Here is a 23109-nt window from a genome sequence, read left to right as displayed (position 1 = left end):
TCCGTGTTATTCGGAAAATTGTCAGTTGTTTGCGCCGAATTCGTCGTCCAAGATGTCGAATAATTCGGCATCGGACTCGAATTGCAGGTCGTTATCGATATCGGAAATGTCCGCAGGAATACCTGCGAGAAAATCGTGCGTCCATCAGTCCTGAATCATCCTGGGTGCCGGCAGCGCTGAGGGCGGCGTGAATTTGTTCAGGACTTGCCGGGCGAGTGAGCAGCGTTCCGGTAAGCACCAGCATCCCGCTGCTATCGCAGAGCTGGACATCAACAAGGTTGCTCTGAGTACGAGCCAAATGCACCCGCAACCGGGTAGCTCCCACCCCATGCAAACTGACCTGCTGCCACATGAACGGCAATTGCACGCCCTCATCACGGCTAGCGGCACCCTCAGCATCGGTGCTCAGCGCCCACGCATGCAATGCGGCGTCCAGCAAAGCGGGATGGGCCCTCATCCCCGCTACATCAAGGTCTTCGGACACAGTGATCTCGGCGAACACGTCTGCGCCGCGTTTCCACAGCGCAGTCAAACCCTGAAACGCTGAACCGTAGTGATAGCCCAGATCCGCCAACCGGTCATACCCGCCAGCGATGTCCAGCACCTCGGCACCAGCCGGCGGCCATGCGGACAACTCTGAAGACATCAGCGGCGGTTCAACAGTCCCGACGGTCAGTACGCCTTTGGCATGCAGGATCCATTCCGAATCGGGTTGCCCCTCAGCGGAATACACTGCCACTGTCCGGCTGCCTGATTCACCGGCGCCGCCCACCACCACCTGCACGGGGACGCCGCTCTCGCTGATTGCCAAGGGCGCCATCAAGGTCAGTTCCTGGAGCACTGGGCAGTTGACTTCGTCACCGGCACGGATGGCCAATTCCACGAATCCAGCTCCGGGGAACAACATCACCCCGGCAATGCGGTGATCGGCCAACCACGGTTGAGTGCGAGGGGTCAGCAGGCCGGTGAGGATCACTCCTCCGGAATCGGGCTGGGTGATCACCGCACCCAACAACGCATGCGCGACAGCGGCCAACCCGACGTCGCCGACATCTCCCGCTCTTGACGTGCCGTCAAGCCAGAACCGACGCCGCTGGAATGCATAGGTGGGCAATGTGACTTGCTGAGCGGGGGTGTGGTCGAACACGGCGCGGCACCCTGCATTCACTCGGCGATGCACCCTGAATTGCGAAGGTCCGATCATGCGATTTGGATCAGCAAACAAGTGAATCGCCATCCCGCTCCACCGCCAATCAACATTACAAACTGCCCTGGCCTCAGCTGATTGGTTTCGAGCAGGTGAGCCAAACCGAGAATCTGGTCGCAAGCGCCGACGTGCCCATTCTTTCGCAACTCTGACCAGCATGTCTTCTCAAACGGTATACCGCTGGCACCAATAAATGTTTCCTCAAGCGAAAGTCGGTAGACCGCTGGTGGGCAGAAGTGTGAAACGTCATCAACTGAGATTTTTGCATCTTCCAAGGTTGCACTGATCGCCTCTTTAACAATACGAGACAGTGTCCCGACATATGGACCGTATCCGATCTGTTCTAGGGCAAATTTCATTTCGAAATTTTTCACTGATCCCGTATTTCGCATCAGAAATTCGAAGTCCGCGAATGAAGTTCTATTACTAGCGATCAGCCGGGCAAACCCTTCTTTCTTCGAAAGGACGACGGCTGCCGCGCCATCTCCCATAACGGCGCCGTTTTGATAACGGTCTCCGAAAACTACTCGCGAGGCGGCGCATACAAGACCTGCGTTTCCCGAGGCTCCGCCCGAGAGCAATCTGGCTGCAACGTCGATTGCCGTCAATCCACTGTCACTCGCAGTGTCCAGTTCAAACGCGAGTGTGTGGTCCTGCTTTAGGACGCGCTGGATGTAACAGGAGGGTGTCAAATGCTCCAGGCAGACTGGTTCGGCATACACAATTGGCGATAGTGTTTCGTTGCGGTGCGTCGATCTTTCCAGCGCTTCCTTGGCCGCCAAGCCGCCCATAACATAGGAAGGCTTATCTGATACGCAGACGCTTTCAATGTCGACGTGCATGTCATTTGCTTCATCCTTCAAATCTGGTTTGATGGTCTCAAATGGCACTCGGGGGGGTAGGAATGTTCCAATCGAATTGAGAAAAATGCCATCCATAAGCATTTCGTGTGCAAACCTTTCTTCGAGTTATGCTGAATCCAGCATGTTGTTGTCTATTAGCCAGTTCAAAATGCGCAGGGCCACAGTGGCAGGTTCCAGTGCAAGCGGGGATTCGGCCGCGCCTCCTTGATGCTCTCCGCTGTGCGGAGTCAGGATTAGCGAACGTTCTTCTTTGAGTTCGTCTTTGCAGTGCAGGCCGAAGTTCAAGTATCGACCAAAGGCGATTAGATCCTGTTCATTGCGAAGATGTGTGGAGAGGGCCGCCAGCGTAGACGGATCCTCGCTAATGCTCAAAGCGTCCGTAGCTGCTATCGGAGCTATAGCTACCATTCCAGTTCGGGAATTTGTCGGGGGGGATGGTAAGGCATCCATCAACTCAAGTGCATGTATTGCTGCTATGCAAGTGACTCCGTGCCCGACGATCACGACATCCAGACCACGCGAGTCGTCGCGCTTTAATGCATCGACGACCATTTTTCCGGATTCCTGCACCGATGTCGGTAGGGCTGTTCCCGAAAACCCGGGTGCCAGCACTTCAATTACTTCAATGCTTTTCGGTAGTCCGTAGGAGAAGCGCTTGTACTGCCCCTCGAACTCCGAAATGCATACCAGACGCAAAGCCGTATTTTCGGCGGACCTTAGCGTCGTCGCCTGGGGATCTCTCGAGGATCCGAAACTAGAGATGAATGAAGAGTCCAGGCTGGATAATGCAAGGATCACTTCTATCAGCGTGAGACGTTGTTCAGCGTCACAGATCGCTTGAAGTAGCTGGCCGATGGGGCCTAAAGCCGCAGTGTCACCGATGAGTTGCGTTTGCAAATAGTAAGCGACTGCGGCGGGGGTGGGGTGATCAAAGATGAGAGTAGAGGGTAAGACAAGGCCAATTTCACGGGTGATACCGTTGCGCAACTCCAGGGCGCTTAGCGAGTCGACACCTAGGGCCTGGAACGGTAGGTCAGGATCGATGGCGGTGGGGTTGGGGTGAGCGAGCGCGGTTGCGGTGATACGGGTTACCAGGGTGGTCAGCGTAGTCAGTTGTTGCTGTGAGGACTCACCGGCCAGCTGGGTGGTGAGCGCAGCAATGCTGGTAGCCGCTGCGTGTCGGCGCATGTTGGTAAGTGCGGACAGAATTGCGGGTAGGACACCTTGGCGGGCGTGGCGGGCCAGGGTTCGGGTGTTGAGGGGGGCTGGGACCAAGTGAGGTTGTCGGGAGACGAGAGCAGCGTCGAATAGGGCGAGGCCGTGTTCGGTGGTGATGGGGATCAGGTTGCGGGTGAAGCGGGCCTGATTCACCGTGTCGAGGTGTGCTGCTATCCCGGGTGTTTGCCAGTAGCCCCAGGCCAGGCTGGTGGCGGGCAAGCCATGGTGGTGACGGTGGTGGGCTAGTGCGTCGAGGAAGGCGTTCGCTGCTGCATAGTTGGCTTGCCCTTGGGCCCCCAATACTCCTGCCGCTGAGGAGAACATGACGAATGCGTCGAGATCGATGTGGGCGGTGAGCTGATGGAGATGCCAGGCGGTGTCGGCTTTGGCGGTTAATACCGTGTCGAGTTGGTCGGGGCTTAGTTCGGTGAGTACAGCGTCATGCAGGACGGCGGCGGTGTGGATGACCGCCCGTAGCGGTTGTTCGCTGGGGATATTGGCCAACAGTGTGGCGAGTTGGGTGGGGTCGCTGGTGTCACACGCGGTGATGGTGATTTGGGCGCCGAGTTGGGTGAGTCGTTGGTAAAGGTTGTCGGCTCCTGGTGCGTCTGGGCCGCTGCGAGAGACCAGCAGCAGATGCCGTGCCCCGTATTGGGCAATCATGTGTTCGGCAAATACGGCGCCCAACATGCCGGTGCCGCCGGTAATGAGCACCGTGCCCGCGGGGTCGAATTCCACGGGGGGTGAGGTGGTGGTGGTGGTCTCGGCTGTGGTGGGGGTGAGTCGGGGGGTGTGGGGGGTGCCGTGGCGTAGGGCGAGTTGGGGTTCGGTGGGGGCTGAGGTGGGGTTGGTCAGGGTGGCCAAGACGTTGGTTAGCGTCTGGGCGGTGGTGGGGGTGTTGTCGATGTCGATGAGGGTGATGCGGTTGGGGTGTTCGTTTTGGGTGGTGTGGATTAGGGCGGCGGTTGCGGCTTGGGCGGGGTCGGGGGCCAGGTCATCGGGGCTGGTGGTGATGGCGTGGCGGGTCAGGACGACGAGATGGGTGTCGGTGGTGTCGGGGCGGTTCAGCCAGTTTTGTAGCCCGGCCAGGGTGTGTTGGGTCAGGGTATGCACCCGGTGCAGGAGGTCGCCCTGGGTTGGTTGGGAGGTGGTGAGGTCCCAGAGCACCACTGGTGGGCAGGGCTGTACTGCTGCTAGATCGGTGTAGACGGCGCATTGAGTCGATTGGCCCAACGTGGAGGCAAGGTCGTCGGGGTAAGAGCTGACGAGCGCTAACGGTGGCAATACTGGCGCGGTCGAGAGTGTGTCGGGGGGTAGTACAGGCCAGGTCAGCTGGAGCAACCCTCGGCGTGAGATCCCGGTGGGTTGCAGGCTGCCAGTATCGGGTAGCGCACGTAGGGTGAGCGCGTTGATGGTGATCACCGTCGCTCCGGCCGGGTCAGTGGCATGCAGGCTGAAGGTGTCGGCGCCAGTCGCGGTGAGTTGGACGAGTAGCCGGCGAGCCCCGGTCGCATGGAGGTTCACTCCGGTAATCGCGAAGGGCATCCGTGGGGTTGGCGCGGGAGAGGCATCGGTGTCGGTCAAGGCGGCAGCGAGAGGCTGCAAGGCGGCATCGAGTAGGGCGGGGTGGATGCCGTAGCCGTCGACATCGGTGTCGGCGGGTAGGGCGACTTCCGCGCAAGTGGTGTTGGTATCGGTGGGGTCGTTTTCGAGACTGTGCAGTGCGCGAAACGCGCCGTTGTAGCACACGCCGTGTTGAGCGAGCTCCTCGTAGAAGCCTTCTTGATCAACAGCATTGAGGGTTGGCCTCGCGGTGAAGGGTGTTGTCGGGGAAAGCATGCGGGACCGGTGGTTGCTCAGTGTTCCGCTGGCGTGCAAGACCCAGGTGCTGTGCTGGTGTGGGTGTTCACTGGTGCGGGCGTGGACGCTAAATGTTCGCCGGTTTTGTTCGTCGGGGGCGGTCACGCTGATCTGTAGATCGGTGGCGGCGTCGGGGGTGAGGGTGAGTGGGGTTTGTAGGACGAGTTCGTCGATGGTGGGGCAGCCGGTGTGTTCGCCGGCGTAGAGGGCCATGTCAATGAGTGCGGTCACGGGCAGTACCGCCGTGTCGCCGAGTTGGTGGCCCGCTAGCCAGCGGTGCACGCTGGTGGACAGTCGTCCGCTGAGCACAATTTGGTCTTGATCTGCTAGTTCGGTGACCGCTGCCAGCAGGGGATGCTCAGGTTGATCGAGTCCGGCGGCGCCGACATCTGCTCGGGGGGCGGGGTCTAGCCAGTAGCGGCGGCGCTGGAATGGGTAGGTGGGTAATTCCACCGTGGTAGCGCCGGGGTAGATCTTTTGCCATGACGGGCTGTGGCCGTGGACGTGCAAGTTCGCGATTGCGTTGGCCACCATATCCATGTCGGGACGGTCCCGACGCAACGTTGTCACTACCGCTGATTGAGTGAGCTGGCCAGTGTCGGCTAATGCGTCGGTGAGTGCTGATGCCAGTACCGGGTGCGGGGACAGTTCCACAAACACTTGTTCTCCGCCTGCCAACAAGCCGGTAACGCCGTCATGAAACCGCACTGGCTCCCGTACATGCTGTGCCCAATAGCGGGGCGATGTGAGTTGCTCGACTGTGGCAAGTGAGCCGGTCAGGTTGGAGATGATGGGCACGCTGTGCGGGCGGTAGCTCAACCGGTTAGCGATGGTCTCGAACTCGGTCAATATCGGATCCATGGCCGGTGAGTGGAACGCATGGCTAACCCGCAATAACGTGACTTTATGGTTGTTGTTATTGCAGTGCTCGTGTAGGGCGTTGAGTTGTTCAGCGGGCCCGGCAACTGCCACTGAAGTGGGGCCGTTAACCGCGGCAATGACCACTTCGGGATGGTTTTCGAGCATGGCGGCTACGGCAGGCTCGCTGGCCGATATGGCCATCATTGCTCCGGGGGTGCAGCTTTGCATCAACCGGCCCCGTGCGCACACCAACACCGCGGCTTCTTCCAGAGAAAGCACCCCAGCCACATGCGCTGCGGTCAGTTCTCCCACTGAATGACCGAGCAAATAGTCAGGATTAACTCCTGCCTGGGTCAATACGGCGTGCATGGCCACGCCGAACGCGAACAATGCGGGTTGTGCATAAATAGTCTGCTGCAGCAACTCTGGCTCGGTGAACATCACCTCGCGCAACGGAACATCTAAATGCTTGTCCACCGCCGCGCACACCTCATCGATAGCGGTAGTGAAAACGGGGTGTTGACGATAAAGCTGTGCGCCCATGCCGGCGTATTGGCTGCCCTGGCCGGGGAAAACGAACACTGTTTTACCGGCCTGGCCTAGCCGGTAGTGGTGGTAGGTCACTCCTGGGTGGGATTGGTTGGCGGCTAGGGAGTGTAGACCTGCCAGAAGGTCGTCGCGGGTGTTGTCGGTGTCACCGGGTACGGTCACAGCCGCGCGGTAAGCATGATGAGCACGAGTGGTGGCCAAACTATAAGCCAGATCGGTCAAATCCAGATCAGGGTGATCAACCAAATACTGGCCCAAGCGTTCGGCTTGAGCGCTCAATGCCTCGGCAGTACGTCCCGACACCGGCCAAACCCGAAACAAGGGCTCGCAAACATCCGAAGGTGAAGGATCGGCAGTGTTGTCTTGAGGGGCTTCTTGCACGATCAGATGCGCGTTAGTGCCACTGATCCCGAACGACGAAATCCCTGCCGTACGGGCACGGCCAGTATCCGGCCACGGTATCGCTTCGGTGAGCAACCGCACCGCCCCCGCTGACCAGTCAATATGCGGGCTGGGGGCATCAACATGCAGCGTGGGAGGCAACACAGCGTGGTTAATGGCTTGGATCATTTTGATCAGCCCGGCCACTCCGGCCGCGGCCTGGGTATGCCCCATATTGGATTTCACCGAACCCAACCACAACGGCTGCTCAGCATCGCGATCGGCGCCGTAGGTGGCCAGAAGAGCGTGCGCCTCAATCGGATCGCCCAAAGTCGTGCCGGTACCGTGGGCCTCCACCACATCCACATCGGCCACTCTCAACCCCGCGGCGGCCACCGCCGAACGGATAACACGTTCCTGGGCCGGCCCATTAGGCGCGGTCAAACCATTAGACGCACCATCCTGATTGACGGCGCTACCACGAATCACTGCCAACACAGGATGGCGATTGCGGCGGGCATCGCTCAGGCGCTCCAGCAACACCACCCCAACGCCATCCGCCAAGACGGTGCCGTCAGCAGCGGCAGCGAACGACTTGCATCGCCCATCGGGTGCGAGGCCGCGTTGCCGGGAAAACTCGGTGAAGGTCTTCGGGGTGGCCATAATCGTGACCCCACCGGCCAAAGCCATTGAGCACTCACCGCTACGCAACGACTGACACGCCTGATGGATAGCCACCAACGACGACGAACACGCCGTATCCACCGTCACCGCCGGGCCCTGCAGCCCGAACGCATAAGCGACCCGACCCGACACCACACTGGTGGCCGCACCCGTCATCGCCAAGCCAGCGCTACTGTCTGAATCGGTGTCGCCGTAGTATTGGGCATAGGCTCCGACAAACACGCCAGTGTTGGAGTCTTCCAAGCTGGTGGGGTCGATGGATGCATTTTCTAGTGCTTCCCAACACACCTCCAACAACACGCGCTGCTGAGGATCCATCGCTGCGGCTTCACGCGCAGAAATGCCGAAAAATTCGGCGTCAAATTCGGCTATGTTCGCTAAGAAGCCGCCGATGCGGGAGTAGGTCTTGCCCGGGGTATCAGGATCGGGATCGAACAATTCCGCTAGGTTCCAGCCCCGATCAGTAGGGAACTCGCTAGTCGTATCCGCCCCGCTGGTCACCACATCCCAGAGCGTTTCGGGCGAGTCGATACCGCCGGGGAGTCGACATGCCATTCCCACCACCGCAATCGGCTCATTCGCTTGGGCACGTAGGGCATGGTTCTGTAGTTTTAATCGCTCAATTTGAGCGATGGCCGTTCGAAGGCCTTCGGTTGCCCTGTTAAGTTCAGTGGTCATATTTGTATTCCCTTTTGGTCGCCTAGAGCGGTGAGGAGCTGATCAAGGTTCATCGTCGCCACGTTGTCGTGTCTTTCGTTGGTGTGTGAGGAATGCTCACTATCGGCAATTTCACGGAGAGTGTTGAGAATCCCGGATCTTATGAGTTGTTGTGTTGGGATTTTTGCGATGAGGTTCTGCATTTCGATCTCTTCTGGATCCTGGGCCCGGCTAATGGTGCTGTTTCCCGATAGTTGAATGTTCAGGTATTGGGCGATAGCGCTAGGGGTGGGGTGATCGAAAACCAAGGTGGCGGGTAGGGATGCGCCGGTGTCTCGGGTCAAGGTGTTGCGTAGTTCTAGGGCAGTTAGTGAGTCAATTCCGAGATCTTTGAAGGGGAGGTCGGGCTCGAGTGTGGCCGGGTCGGGGTGAGCCAACACCGCGGCGGTTGCGGTAGTGACCAACCTGGTCAGTGTGGCCAACTGTTGTTCCGGGGTTTGAGTGGCGAGTTGCGCGGTCAACGTCTCGGCGCTGCCGATTGTGGCGTGTCGGCGCATGTTGGTAAGTGCGGACAGAATTGCGGGTAGGACACCTTGGCGGGCGTGGCGGGCCAGGGTTCGGGTGTTGAGGGGGGCTGGGACCAAGTGAGGTTGTCGGGAGACGAGAGCAGCGTCGAATAGGGCGAGGCCGTGTTCGGTGGTGATGGGGATCAGGTTGCGGGTGAAGCGGGCCTGATTCACCGTGTCGAGGTGTGCTGCTATCCCGGGTGTTTGCCAGTAGCCCCAGGCCAGGCTGGTGGCGGGCAAGCCATGGTGGTGACGGTGGTGGGCTAGTGCGTCGAGGAAGGCGTTCGCTGCTGCATAGTTGGCTTGCCCTTGGGCCCCCAATACTCCTGCCGCTGAGGAGAACATGACGAATGCGTCGAGATCGATGTGGGCGGTGAGCTGATGGAGATGCCAGGCGGTGTCGGCTTTGGCGGTTAATACCGTGTCGAGTTGGTCGGGGCTTAGTTCGGTGAGTACAGCGTCATGCAGGACGGCGGCGGTGTGGATGACCGCCCGTAGCGGTTGTTCGCTGGGGATATTGGCCAACAGTGTGGCGAGTTGGGTGGGGTCGCTGGTGTCACACGCGGTGATGGTGATTTGGGCGCCGAGTTGGGTGAGTCGTTGGTAAAGGTTGTCGGCTCCTGGTGCGTCTGGGCCGCTGCGAGAGACCAGCAGCAGATGCCGTGCCCCGTATTGGGCAATCATGTGTTCGGCAAATACGGCGCCCAACATGCCGGTGCCGCCGGTAATGAGCACCGTGCCCGCGGGGTCGAATTCCACGGGGGGTGAGGTGGTGGTGGTCTCGGCTGTGGTGGGGGTGAGTCGGGGGGTGTGGGGGGTGCCGTGGCGTAGGGCGAGTTGGGGTTCGGTGGGGGCTGAGGTGGGGTTGGTCAGGGTGGCCAAGACGTTGGTTAGCGTCTGGGCGGTGGTGGGGGTGTTGTCGATGTCGATGAGGGTGATGCGGTTGGGGTGTTCGTTTTGGGTGGTGTGGATTAGGGCGGCGGTTGCGGCTTGGGCGGGGTCGGGGGCCAGGTCATCGGGGCTGGTGGTGATGGCGTGGCGGGTCAGGACGACGAGATGGGTGTCGGTGGTGTCGGGGCGGTTCAGCCAGTTTTGTAGCCCGGCCAGGGTGTGTTGGGTCAGGGTATGCACCCGGTGCAGGAGGTCGCCCTGGGTTGGTTGGGAGGTGGTGAGGTCCCAGAGCACCACTGGTGGGCAGGGCTGTACTGCTGCTAGATCGGTGTAGACGGCGCATTGAGTCGATTGGCCCAACGTGGAGGCAAGGTCGTCGGGGTAAGAGCTGACGAGCGCTAACGGTGGCAATACTGGCGCGGTCGAGAGTGTGTCGGGGGGTAGTACAGGCCAGGTCAGCTGGAGCAACCCTCGGCGTGAGATCCCGGTGGGTTGCAGGCTGCCAGTATCGGGTAGCGCACGTAGGGTGAGCGCGTTGATGGTGATCACCGTCGCTCCGGCCGGGTCAGTGGCATGCAGGCTGAAGGTGTCGGCGCCAGTCGCGGTGAGTTGGACGAGTAACCGGCGAGCCCCGGTCGCATGGAGGTTCACTCCGGTAATCGCGAAGGGCATCCGTGGGGTTGGCGCGGGAGAGGCATCGGTGTCGGTCAAGGCGGCAGCGAGAGGCTGCAAGGCGGCATCGAGTAGGGCGGGGTGGATGCCGTAGCCGTCGACATCGGTGTCGGCGGGTAGGGCGACTTCCGCGCAAGTGGTGTTGGTATCGGTGGGGTCGTTTTCGAGACTGTGCAGTGCGCGAAACGCGCCGTTGTAGCACACGCCGTGTTGAGCGAGCTCCTCGTAGAAGCCTTCTTGATCAACAGCATTGAGGGTTGGCCTCGCGGTGAAGGGTGTTGTCGGGGAAAGCATGCGGGACCGGTGGTTGCTCAGTGTTCCGCTGGCGTGCAAGACCCAGGTGCTGTGCTGGTGTGGGTGTTCACTGGTGCGGGCGTGGACGCTAAATGTTCGCCGGTTTTGTTCGTCGGGGGCGGTCACGCTGATCTGTAGATCGGTGGCGGCGTCGGGGGTGAGGGTGAGTGGGGTTTGTAGGACGAGTTCGTCGATGGTGGGGCAGCCGGTGTGTTCGCCGGCGTAGAGGGCCATGTCAATGAGTGCGGTCACGGGCAGTACCGCCGTGTCGCCGAGTTGGTGGCCCGCTAGCCAGCGGTGCACGCTGGTGGACAGTCGTCCGCTGAGCACAATTTGGTCTTGATCTGCTAGTTCGGTGACCGCTCCCAGCAGGGGATGCTCAGGTTGATCGAGTCCGGCGGCGCCGACATCTGCTCGGGGGGCGGGGTCTAGCCAGTAGCGGCGGCGCTGGAATGGGTAGGTGGGTAATTCCACCGTGGTAGCGCCGGGGTAGATCTTTTGCCATGACGGGCTGTGGCCGTGGACGTGCAAGTTCGCGATTGCGTTGGCCACCATATCCATGTCGGGACGGTCCCGACGCAACGTTGTCACTACCGCTGATTGAGTGAGCTGGCCAGTGTCGGCTAATGCGTCGGTGAGTGCTGATGCCAGTACCGGGTGCGGGGACAGTTCCACAAACACTTGTTCTCCGCCTGCCAACAAGCCGGTAACGCCGTCATGAAACCGCACTGGCTCCCGTACATGCTGTGCCCAATAGCGGGGCGATGTGAGTTGCTCGACTGTGGCAAGTGAGCCGGTCAGGTTGGAGATGATGGGCACGCTGTGCGGGCGGTAGCTCAACCGGTTAGCGATGGTCTCGAACTCGGTCAATATCGGATCCATGGCCGGTGAGTGGAACGCATGGCTAACCCGCAATAACGTGACTTTATGGTTGTTGTTATTGCAGTGCTCGTGTAGGGCGTTGAGTTGTTCAGCGGGCCCGGCAACCGCGACTGAAGTGGGGCCGTTAACCGCGGCAATGACCACTTCGGGATGGTTTTCGAGCATGGCGGCTACGGCAGGCTCGCTGGCCGATATGGCCATCATTGCTCCGGGGGTGCAGCTTTGCATCAACCGGCCCCGTGCGCACACCAACACCGCGGCTTCTTCCAGAGAAAGCACCCCAGCCACATGCGCTGCGGTCAGTTCTCCCACTGAATGACCGAGCAAATAGTCAGGATTAACTCCTGCCTGGGTCAATACGGCGTGCATGGCCACGCCGAACGCGAACAATGCGGGTTGTGCATAAATAGTCTGCTGCAGCAACTCTGGCTCGGTGAACATCACCTCGCGCAACGGAACATCTAAATGCTTGTCCACCGCCGCGCACACCTCATCGATAGCGGTAGTGAAAACGGGGTGTTGACGATAAAGCTGTGCGCCCATGCCGGCGTATTGGCTGCCCTGGCCGGGGAAAACGAACACTGTTTTACCGGCCTGGCCTAGCCGGTAGTGGTGGTAGGTCACTCCTGGGTGGGATTGGTTGGCGGCTAGGGAGTGTAGACCTGCCAGAAGGTCGTCGCGGGTGTTGTCGGTGTCACCGGGTACGGTCACAGCCGCGCGGTAGGGGTGATGGGTACGGGTGGTGGCCAGGCTGTGGGCCAGATCGGTAAGGCTTAGGTCTTCGTGGTGGGTGAGGTATTCGCTAAGTTGCTGTGCTTGAGCTGTCAACGCTGCGGGAGTATGTGCTGATACCGGCCAAATGTGTAATAGAGGCTGTTGAGGAAGCTGTGTGGTTTCGGGGTCGGCAATGGTTTCCGGCGCTTCTGGTGGGGGTTGCTGCACGATCAGGTGTGCGTTGGTGCCGCTGACCCCGAAGGCCGAAACCGCTGCGGTGCGAAGATGCTCAGTCTTGGGCCAGGGCGTTGCCTCGGTCAGTAATTGCACGGTGCCGGTTGACCAGTCGATGTGCGGACTGGGTTGATCGATGTGCAGGGTGGCGGGTAAGACGGCGTGGTTGAGGGCTTGGATCATTTTGATCAGTCCGGCGGCGCCGGCCGCGTGTTGGGTGTGTCCGATGTTGGATTTCACCGATCCCAGCCACAGGGGATGCTCGGGATCGCGGTGGGTGCCGTAGGTGGCGATTAGCGCGCCGGCCTCGATCGGATCACCCAAGGTTGTGCCGGTGCCGTGGGCTTCGACCACATCGACCTGGTCCAGGGCAATTCCCGCGTTGGCGGCCGCCTGAGCGATAACACGTTGTTGGGCTGGCCCGTTGGGGGCGCTCAGTCCGTTTGATGCGCCGTCTTGGTTGACTGCTGATCCCGCGATGACGGCAAGTACTGGATGGCGATTTCGGCGTGCGTCGCTTAGACGTTCCAACACCAGGACTGCAGCACCTTCGCCCCAGCCGGTCCCATCGGCGGCGGCTGCGAACGCTTTGCACCGTCCATCGGCGGCCAGTCCGCGTTGCCGAGCGAACTCGATAAACGGCGTGGGTGTGGCCATGATCGTGGCTCCACCGGCAAGAGCCAGGCTGGATTCGCCGTTACGCAGGGATTGACATGCTAGATGGGTTGCTACCAGCGACGACGAACATGCGGTGTCTACCGTGATTGCTGGGCCTTGCAACCCCAACACATAAGCCACCCGGCCCGAGGCCACACTGGTGGAGGCGCCTGTTAGGGCGTAACCCTCAACGCCGGAATGGGCACTCACGTAGCTCTGCGCCCCGATCCCGATGAACACTCCGGTGTTCGAGCCTTCCAGGGTGGTCGGGTCGATGCCCGCGTGTTCCAGCGCTTGCCAACACACTTCCAGCAGCACCCGCTGTTGAGGATCCATCGTGATTGCTTCTCGCGCGGAGATCCCGAAAAATTCGGCATCAAAGCCGGCCACGTCCGCCACAAATCCTCCGTAGCGGGTGTAGGTCTTGCCCACTGCGTCGGGATCGGGGTCGAACAGTCCCGCCACATCCCAGCCCCGATCGGTGGGAAAGCCACTCATCACATCGATGCCATTGCTGACCACGTCCCACAAACCCGCGGCCGACTCGATGCCACCAGGCAAACGACACGCCATGCCCACCACTGCGACCGGGGCATCCAGATCGACTTGCGTCGGGGCGACGGCCAGGGTCGGGCTGGTCGCACCGCTGAGCAGGTCCAACAGATGTTCAGCGACTGTGGTAGGGGTGGGATGGTCGAAGACCAGCGTCGCGGGCAACGTCAAGCCGGTGTCCCGAGTCAAGGTGTTACGTAGCTCGAGCGCGCTCAGCGAGTCGATGCCGAGGTCCTTGAAGGACAGGTCGGGATCCAACATTGCCGGGTCGGGGTGCGCTAATACCGCGGCAGTCACAGTGGTCACCAACTCGATCAGCGTCGTCAATTGCTGCTGCGGGGTTTGCTTGGCTAGCTGTGCGGCGTAGTGGGAGTTTTCGGTGATGGCGGGAATTTCGGCTGTCTGGGGTTGGGTGGTGCCCAGCTCGGCCAGTAGGGTGTGGGCGCGGCCAGTAGTGGTGAATACGTCTCGGAATTGACTCCAGTCGACATCGGCGATCGTAATCAGGGTGTCGTCTACGTCGAGGGATTGTTGAAGTGCGGCGAAGGCGATATCGGGGGATATTTGATGAAGCCCGATGCGGCTGAAATATCCCACAACTTCTTGCGATGTTGTTCTGTCGTCTGTCCAGGCCCCCCACGCTGGGGCTATAGCGTGGCAACCGCGACCGCGTAACCGCGTTACGAGTGCTTCGATATAAGCGTTAGCGGCCGCGTATGCACCTTGGCGGGTACCGCCCCACGTTGCCGCCGCTGAAGAGAACATGATGAACGTTTGTGGTGGCTGATCTTCCAGAACGGCTATCAAATTTTCCGCGCCCAGTGCTTTGGCGGCGAAAGATTTGGTGAATTCGTCAATCGTTGTTTCGGTAGTGGTGACCAGCCCGATATGAGCTGCGGCGTGCACGACCGTGTGGATTGGTCCATGTTCAGTGCGTGTTTGGGCGACAACGGCGGCTAAAGCGTCTCGATCGGTCACATCGACCGATATCGACGTCGTGGTTATTCCCGCGGAGTTGAGCTCTTTTTCCAACTCGGCTACCTGCGGGTGTTCTGCAGCGGTACGGCTGAGCAGGACAAGATGGCTGGTTCCGGCCTGCGCTAGCCAGCGGGCAATGTGCTGACCTAGATGGCCTGTGACGCCGGTGACAAGAGCAGTTCCCGATACTTTCCAAGTACGCATGCGAGCTTGCGGTAGCGAGGCTTTGTGGAGTCGTCGGGCGCTCACACCGGCCGCGCGTATTGCGAGTTGGTCTTCCGATTGCTGGCAGGTCAAGATGGCTTGCAGGCGGTTGAAATCTTGTGGTGTTGGACTCACCGGCAGATCGACAAGCCCGCCCCACCAGGTGGGATGTTCGAGGCAAGCCGACTGCCCTAGCCCCCAAACCGCTGACTGGCTGGGCGTTAAAACGTCGTCTGGGTTGACTTGTGCCCCGCCTTGGGTGATTACCCATAATGGTAGATCAAGTCTGGAGTCGCCATAGGATTGCACAATATGAAGCGTCGACAATAGGGCCGTTGATATTCCAGGAAAGTCTTGATCTGTCCGCTCGTGTAGGGCCATGAAAGAAACAATGCCATCGCATTTATTTCGGGTGGCTTCGTCGGCCAGTAGGGCAGCTAGAGAATGCCTATCGAACATGTGCGGGTCAATGGTTAGCATTGCGACAGAGTCCGCGGATCGCGCTGAAAAGCCGGCGACCCACACATCGTCAGATTGCTCGGGAAGGGTTAAAACCAGCCACCGCCGGCGAGTCTGCGGGAACGTATTGGGAGTAACGTTTCGCCAGCCGACCTGATAACGCAGTTGGTCAACTGCCGACCGGTCCCTTAGTTCTTTACGCCATTCACGCAGGGCTCGTACCACAGGTCCCAGCGACACGATGCTTTGGGCATTGTCGATCCTCAATACCTGAGCGACCGTGTCGACCGCGTCGTCATTGACGGCGTCCCACAGCGCAACTTCAGCAGGATCACTGACAGTGGCAGGGGTGGGAGTGGGCGCCGCCAACCAGTAGCGGCGGCGCTGGAATGGGTAGGTGGGTAATTCCACCGTGGTAGCGCCGGGGTAGATCTTTTGCCATGACGGGCTGTGGCCGTGGACGTGCAAGTTCGCGATTGCGTTGGCCACCATATCCATGTCGGGACGGTCCCGACGCAACGTTGTCACTACCGCTGATTGAGTGAGCTGGCCAGTGTCGGCTAATGCGTCGGTGAGTGCTGATGCCAGTACCGGGTGCGGGGACAGTTCCACAAACACTTGTTCTCCGCCTGCCAACAAGCCGGTAACGCCGTCATGAAACCGCACTGGCTCCCGTACATGCTGTGCCCAATAGCGGGGCGATGTGAGTTGCTCGACTGTGGCAAGTGAGCCGGTCAGGTTGGAGATGATGGGCACGCTGTGCGGGCGGTAGCTCAACCGGTTAGCGATGGTCTCGAACTCGGTCAATATCGGATCCATGGCCGGTGAGTGGAACGCATGGCTAACCCGCAATAACGTGACTTTATGGTTGTTGTTATTGCAGTGCTCGTGTAGGGCGTTGAGTTGTTCAGCGGGCCCGGCAACCGCGACTGAAGTGGGGCCGTTAACCGCGGCAATGACCACTTCGGGATGGTTTTCGAGCATGGCGGCTACGGCAGGCTCGCTGGCCGATATGGCCATCATTGCTCCGGGGGTGCAGCTTTGCATCAACCGGCCCCGTGCGCACACCAACACCGCGGCTTCTTCCAGAGAAAGCACCCCAGCCACATGCGCTGCGGTCAGTTCTCCCACTGAATGACCGAGCAAATAGTCAGGATTAACTCCTGCCTGGGTCAATACGGCGTGCATGGCCACGCCGAACGCGAACAATGCGGGTTGTGCATAAATAGTCTGCTGCAGCAACTCTGGCTCGGTGAACATCACCTCGCGCAACGGAACATCTAAATGCTTGTCCACCGCCGCGCACACCTCATCGATAGCGGTAGTGAAAACGGGGTGTTGACGATAAAGCTGTGCGCCCATGCCGGCGTATTGGCTGCCCTGGCCGGGGAAAACGAACACTGTTTTACCGGCCTGGCCTAGCCGGTAGTGGTGGTAGGTCACTCCTGGGTGGGATTGGTTGGCGGCTAGGGAGTGTAGACCTGCCAGAAGGTCGTCGCGGGTGTTGTCGGTGTCACCGGGTACGGTCACAGCCGCGCGGTAGGGGTGATGGGTACGGGTGGTGGCCAGGCTGTGGGCCAGATCGGTAAGGCTTAGGTCTTCGTGGTGGGTGAGGTATTCGCTAAGTTGCTGTGCTTGAGCTGTCAACGCTGCGGGAGTATGTGCTGATACCGGCCAAATGTGTAATAGAGGCTGTTGAGGAAGCTGTGTGGTTTCGGGGTCGGCAATGGTTTCCGGCGCTTCTGGTGGGGGTTGCTGCACGATCAGGTGTGCGTTGGTGCCGCTGACCCCGAAGGCCGAAACCGCTGCGGTGCGAAGATGCTCAGTCTTGGGCCAGGGCGTTGCCTCGGTCAGTAATTGCACGGTGCCGGTTGACCAGTCGATGTGCGGACTGGGTTGATCGATGTGCAGGGTGGCGGGTAAGACGGCGTGGTTGAGGGCTTGGATCATTTTGATCAGTCCGGCGGCGCCGGCCGCGTGTTGGGTGTGTCCGATGTTGGATTTCACCGATCCCAGCCACAGGGGATGCTCGGGATCGCGGTGGGTGCCGTAGGTGGCGATTAGCGCGCCGGCCTCGATCGGATCACCCAAGGTTGTGCCGGTGCCGTGGGCTTCGACCACATCGACCTGGTCCAGGGCAATTCCCGCGTTGGCGGCCGCCTGAGCGATAACACGTTGTTGGGCTGGCCCGTTGGGGGCGCTCAGTCCGTTTGATGCGCCGTCTTGGTTGACTGCTGATCCCGCGATGACGGCAAGTACTGGATGGCGATTTCGGCGTGCGTCGCTTAGACGTTCCAACACCAGGACTGCAGCACCTTCGCCCCAGCCGGTCCCATCGGCGGCGGCTGCGAACGCTTTGCACCGTCCATCGGCGGCCAGTCCGCGTTGCCGAGCGAACTCGATAAACGGCGTGGGTGTGGCCATGATCGTGGCTCCACCGGCAAGAGCCAGGCTGGATTCGCCGTTACGCAGGGATTGACATGCTAGATGGGTTGCTACCAGCGACGACGAACATGCGGTGTCTACCGTGATTGCTGGGCCTTGCAACCCCAACACATAAGCCACCCGGCCCGAGGCCACACTGGTGGAGGCGCCTGTTAGGGCGTAACCCTCAACGCCGGAATGGGCACTCACGTAGCTCTGCGCCCCGATCCCGATGAACACTCCGGTGTTCGAGCCTTCCAGGGTGGTCGGGTCGATGCCCGCGTGTTCCAGCGCTTGCCAACACACTTCCAGCAGCACCCGCTGTTGAGGATCCATCGTGATTGCTTCTCGCGCGGAGATCCCGAAAAATTCGGCATCAAAGCCGGCCACGTCCGCCACAAATCCTCCGTAGCGGGTGTAGGTCTTGCCCACTGCGTCGGGATCGGGGTCGAACAGTCCCGCCACATCCCAGCCCCGATCGGTGGGAAAGCCACTCATCACATCGATGCCATTGCTGACCACGTCCCACAAACCCGCGGCCGACTCGATGCCACCAGGCAAACGACACGCCATGCCCACCACTGCGACCGGGGCATCCAGATCGACTTGCGTCGGGGCGACGGCCAGGGTCGGGCTGGTCGCACCGCTGAGCAGGTCCAACAGATGTTCAGCGACTGTGGTAGGGGTGGGATGGTCGAAGACCAGCGTCGCGGGCAACGTCAAGCCGGTGTCCCGAGTCAAGGTGTTACGTAGCTCGAGCGCGCTCAGCGAGTCGATGCCGAGGTCCTTGAAGGACAGGTCGGGATCCAACATTGCCGGGTCGGGGTGCGCTAATACCGCGGCAGTCACAGTGGTCACCAACTCGATCAGCGTCGTCAATTGCTGCTGCGGGGTTTGCTTGGCTAGCTGTGCGGCGTAGTGGGAGTTTTCGGTGATGGCGGGAATTTCGGCTGTCTGGGGTTGGGTGGTGCCCAGCTCGGCCAGTAGGGTGTGGGCGCGGCCAGTAGTGGTGAATACGTCTCGGAATTGACTCCAGTCGACATCGGCGATCGTAATCAGGGTGTCGTCTACGTCGAGGGATTGTTGAAGTGCGGCGAAGGCGATATCGGGGGATATTTGATGAAGCCCGATGCGGCTGAAATATCCCACAACTTCTTGCGATGTTGTTCTGTCGTCTGTCCAGGCCCCCCACGCTGGGGCTATAGCGTGGCAACCGCGACCGCGTAACCGCGTTACGAGTGCTTCGATATAAGCGTTAGCGGCCGCGTATGCACCTTGGCGGGTACCGCCCCACGTTGCCGCCGCTGAAGAGAACATGATGAACGTTTGTGGTGGCTGATCTTCCAGAACGGCTATCAAATTTTCCGCGCCCAGTGCTTTGGCGGCGAAAGATTTGGTGAATTCGTCAATCGTTGTTTCGGTAGTGGTGACCAGCCCGATATGAGCTGCGGCGTGCACGACCGTGTGGATTGGTCCATGTTCAGTGCGTGTTTGGGCGACAACGGCGGCTAAAGCGTCTCGATCGGTCACATCGACCGATATCGACGTCGTGGTTATTCCCGCGGAGTTGAGCTCTTTTTCCAACTCGGCTACCTGCGGGTGTTCTGCAGCGGTACGGCTGAGCAGGACAAGATGGCTGGTTCCGGCCTGCGCTAGCCAGCGGGCAATGTGCTGACCTAGATGGCCTGTGACGCCGGTGACAAGAGCAGTTCCCGATACTTTCCAAGTACGCATGCGAGCTTGCGGTAGCGAGGCTTTGTGGAGTCGTCGGGCGCTCACACCGGCCGCGCGTATTGCGAGTTGGTCTTCCGATTGCTGGCAGGTCAAGATGGCTTGCAGGCGGTTGAAATCTTGTGGTGTTGGACTCACCGGCAGATCGACAAGCCCGCCCCACCAGGTGGGATGTTCGAGGCAAGCCGACTGCCCTAGCCCCCAAACCGCTGACTGGCTGGGCGTTAAAACGTCGTCTGGGTTGACTTGTGCCCCGCCTTGGGTGATTACCCATAATGGTAGATCAAGTCTGGAGTCGCCATAGGATTGCACAATATGAAGCGTCGACAATAGGGCCGTTGATATTCCAGGAAAGTCTTGATCTGTCCGCTCGTGTAGGGCCATGAAAGAAACAATGCCATCGCATTTATTTCGGGTGGCTTCGTCGGCCAGTAGGGCAGCTAGAGAATGCCTATCGAGCATGTGCGGGTCAATGGTTAGCATTGCGACAGAGTCCGCGGATCGCGCTGAAAAGCCGGCGACCCACACATCGTCAGATTGCTCGGGAAGGGTTAAAACCAGCCACCGCCGGCGAGTCTGCGGGAACGTATTGGGAGTAACGTTTCGCCAGCCGACCTGATAACGCAGTTGGTCAACTGCCGACCGGTCCCTTAGTTCTTTACGCCATTCACGCAGGGCTCGTACCACAGGTCCCAGCGACACGATGCTTTGGGCATTGTCGATCCTCAATACCTGAGCGACCGTGTCGACCGCGTCGTCATTGACGGCGTCCCACAGCGCAACTTCAGCAGGATCACTGACAGTGGCAGGGGTGGGAGTGGGCGCCGCCAACCAGTAGCGGCGGCGCTGGAATGGGTAGGTGGGTAATTCCACCGTGGTAGCGCCGGGGTAGATCTTTTGCCATGACGGGCTGTGGCCGTGGACGTGCAAGTTCGCGATTGCGTTGGCCACCATATCCATGTCGGGACGGTCCCGACGCAACGTTGTCACTACCGCTGATTGAGTGAGCTGGCCAGTGTCGGCTAATGCGTCGGTGAGTGCTGATGCCAGTACCGGGTGCGGGGACAGTTCCACAAACACGCGCTCGCTGTGGGCCAGCAGTTGCGCTACACAGCTATAGAACTCGACTGGTTCGCGTAGGTTGCGATACCAGTAGTCGGCGTCCATGGCGGTGGTGTCTAGCGGGTGTTCGGATAGCTCGCTGGCGACGGTGGAGTACAGCGGGATGCGTGCTGGTTGGGGGTTGAGGTCAGCTAATTCGTGGAGCAGGTGTTCACGCAGGCGCTCTACGTGAGCGGAGTGCGAGGCGTAGTCCACCGCTATGGGTCGTATCTGGACGCCGCCGTCCTCGCAGGTACCGATAAATTGGTCGACCGCGGCGGTATCGCCGCTGATGATGGTGTGCGCCGGGCCGTTGATCGCCGCGATGCTGATCTGGGTGTTCCATGGCTGCAGCAGTGGGCGTAGGTCTTCGGGGCTGAGCAGGACCGAAGCCATCGTTCCGGTGCCGGCCAGCTGCGCAAGTGCCGCACTGCGTAGGGCCACCACTTTGGCGGCCTCGGCGAGGGACAACGCCCCAGCGATGTACGCGGCGGCGATTTCCCCTTGGGAATGCCCGATCACTGCATCAGGCACAATCCCGTAGCCGCGTAATGTTTCGGCTAGCGCGATCATCACCGCGAACAAGACTGGCTGGATCACTTCTACCAGTTCAAGCGAGGGCGCGTCGGGGTCCAGGCAGATCACATCGCGCACAGACCATCCCGTATAGGGGCGTAACTCGGCGTCGCACGCATCGATAGCGGTAGTGAAAACGGGGTGTTGACGATAAAGCTGTGCGCCCATGCCGGCGTATTGGCTGCCCTGGCCGGGGAAAACGAACACTGTTTTACCGGCCTGGCCTAGCCGGTAGTGGTGGTAGGTCACCCCTGGGTGGGATTGGTTGGCGGCTAGGGAGTGTAGACCTGCCAGAAGGTCGTCGCGGGTGTTGTCGGTGTCACCGGGTACGGTCACAGCCGCGCGGTAAGCATGATGAGCACGAGTGGTGGCCAAACTATAAGCCAGATCGGTCAAATCCAGATCAGGGTGATCAACCAAATACTGGCCCAAGCGTTCGGCTTGAGCGCTCAATGCCTCGGCAGTACGTCCCGACACCGGCCAAACCCGAAACAAGGGCTCGCAAACATCCGAAGGTGAAGGATCGGCAGTGTTGTCTTGAGGGGCTTCTTGCACGATCAGATGCGCGTTAGTGCCACTGATCCCGAACGACGAAATCCCTGCCGTACGGGCACGGCCAGTATCCGGCCACGGTATCGCTTCGGTGAGCAACCGCACCGCCCCCGCTGACCAGTCAATATGCGGGCTGGGGGCATCAACATGCAGCGTGGGAGGCAACACAGCGTGGTTAATGGCTTGGATCATTTTGATCAGCCCGGCCACTCCGGCCGCGGCCTGGGTATGCCCCATATTGGATTTCACCGAACCCAACCACAACGGCTGCTCAGCATCGCGATCGGCGCCGTAGGTGGCCAGAAGAGCGTGCGCCTCAATCGGATCGCCCAAAGTCGTGCCGGTACCGTGGGCCTCCACCACATCCACATCGGCCACTCTCAACCCCGCGGCGGCCACCGCCGAACGGATAACACGTTCCTGGGCCGGCCCATTAGGCGCGGTCAAACCATTAGACGCACCATCCTGATTGACGGCGCTACCACGAATCACTGCCAACACAGGATGGCGATTGCGGCGGGCATCACTCAGACGCTCCAGCAACACCAGACCAGCGCCCTCGCCGAAACCGGTCCCATCGGCGCTAGCGGCAAACGCTTTGCACCGCCCATCCGCCGATAGCCCTCGCTGTCGGGCGAACTCGGCAAAAACATCCGGTGTGGCCATGACCGTGACCCCACCGGCCAAAGCCATTGAGCACTCACCACCACGCAACGACTGGCACGCCTGATGGATAGCCACCAACGACGATGAACACGCCGTATCCACCGTCACCGCCGGGCCTTCAAAACCGAACGCATAGGCGACCCGCCCCGAGACCGCACTGGTCACATTGTCGATGCCCACCCCGTAGCACGATGTCATCGTGCCGGCGAAGACGCCGGTCTGGCTGCCCCGCAACGATTGTGGATCAATGCTGGCTGATTCGAACGTCTCCCAGGCAATCTCGAGTATCAGCCGCTGCTGAGGATCCATTCCCAACGCTTCACGCGGCGAGATCCCGAAAAACCCGGCATCGAACTCCGCTACCCCGTACAGAAACCCACCCGCGCGGGCATGCACATACCCCACCCGATCCGGATCAGGATCATAAAGCCCGCCAAGATCCCAACCACGATCCGACGGAAACTCGGACACCACGTCTCGGCCCTCAGACACCATCTGCCACAAGCCATCCGGCGAATCCGCCCCACCCGGGAACCGGCACGCCATCCCCACCACCGCCACCGGCTCAACCGTCCTGCGCTCGAGCTCGCGCACACGCTTATTTGACTTGCGGAGGTCGTTGGCGGCCTTCTGCAAGTATTTGCGGAGGCGTTCTTCATTTTCCATTGGGAATATC

3 protein-coding genes and 1 pseudogene are annotated in these 23109 nt (G+C 60.4%); all 4 read right to left on the bottom strand.

Features of this window, described 5'->3' with window-relative positions; translation table 11 throughout:
- Positions 1-91: 91 nt before the first annotated feature.
- Positions 92-1147 (bottom strand): polyketide synthase dehydratase domain-containing protein, encoded by a 1056-nt coding sequence (locus CCUG20998_RS18710; RefSeq protein ID WP_172607200.1) that lies wholly within the window; start codon positions 1145-1147, stop codon positions 92-94.
- 53 nt (positions 1148-1200) lie between these two features.
- Positions 1201-2097, bottom strand: a complete 897-nt coding sequence (locus tag CCUG20998_RS18705; RefSeq protein ID WP_161557097.1) for a ketoacyl-ACP synthase III family protein — start codon at positions 2095-2097, stop codon at positions 1201-1203.
- Between the two features lie 78 nt (positions 2098-2175).
- Positions 2176-8301, bottom strand: a pseudogene (locus CCUG20998_RS18700) (type I polyketide synthase); the annotation flags it as partial.
- Positions 8298-23099 carry a type I polyketide synthase gene (locus tag CCUG20998_RS29085; RefSeq protein ID WP_161557096.1) on the bottom strand — a complete coding sequence of 4934 codons (14802 nt, stop codon included), beginning with the start codon at positions 23097-23099 and terminating at the stop codon, positions 8298-8300. The pseudogene CCUG20998_RS18700 and the gene CCUG20998_RS29085, both read right to left, overlap by 4 nt.
- Positions 23100-23109 lie beyond the last annotated feature (10 nt).

This window comes from Mycobacterium marinum (assembly GCF_003391395.1).
Taxonomy (GTDB): Bacteria; Actinomycetota; Actinomycetes; order Mycobacteriales; family Mycobacteriaceae; genus Mycobacterium; species Mycobacterium marinum.
The sequence above is the reverse complement of the archived record's forward strand: the minus strand, read 5'-3'. Positions and strand labels throughout refer to the sequence as shown.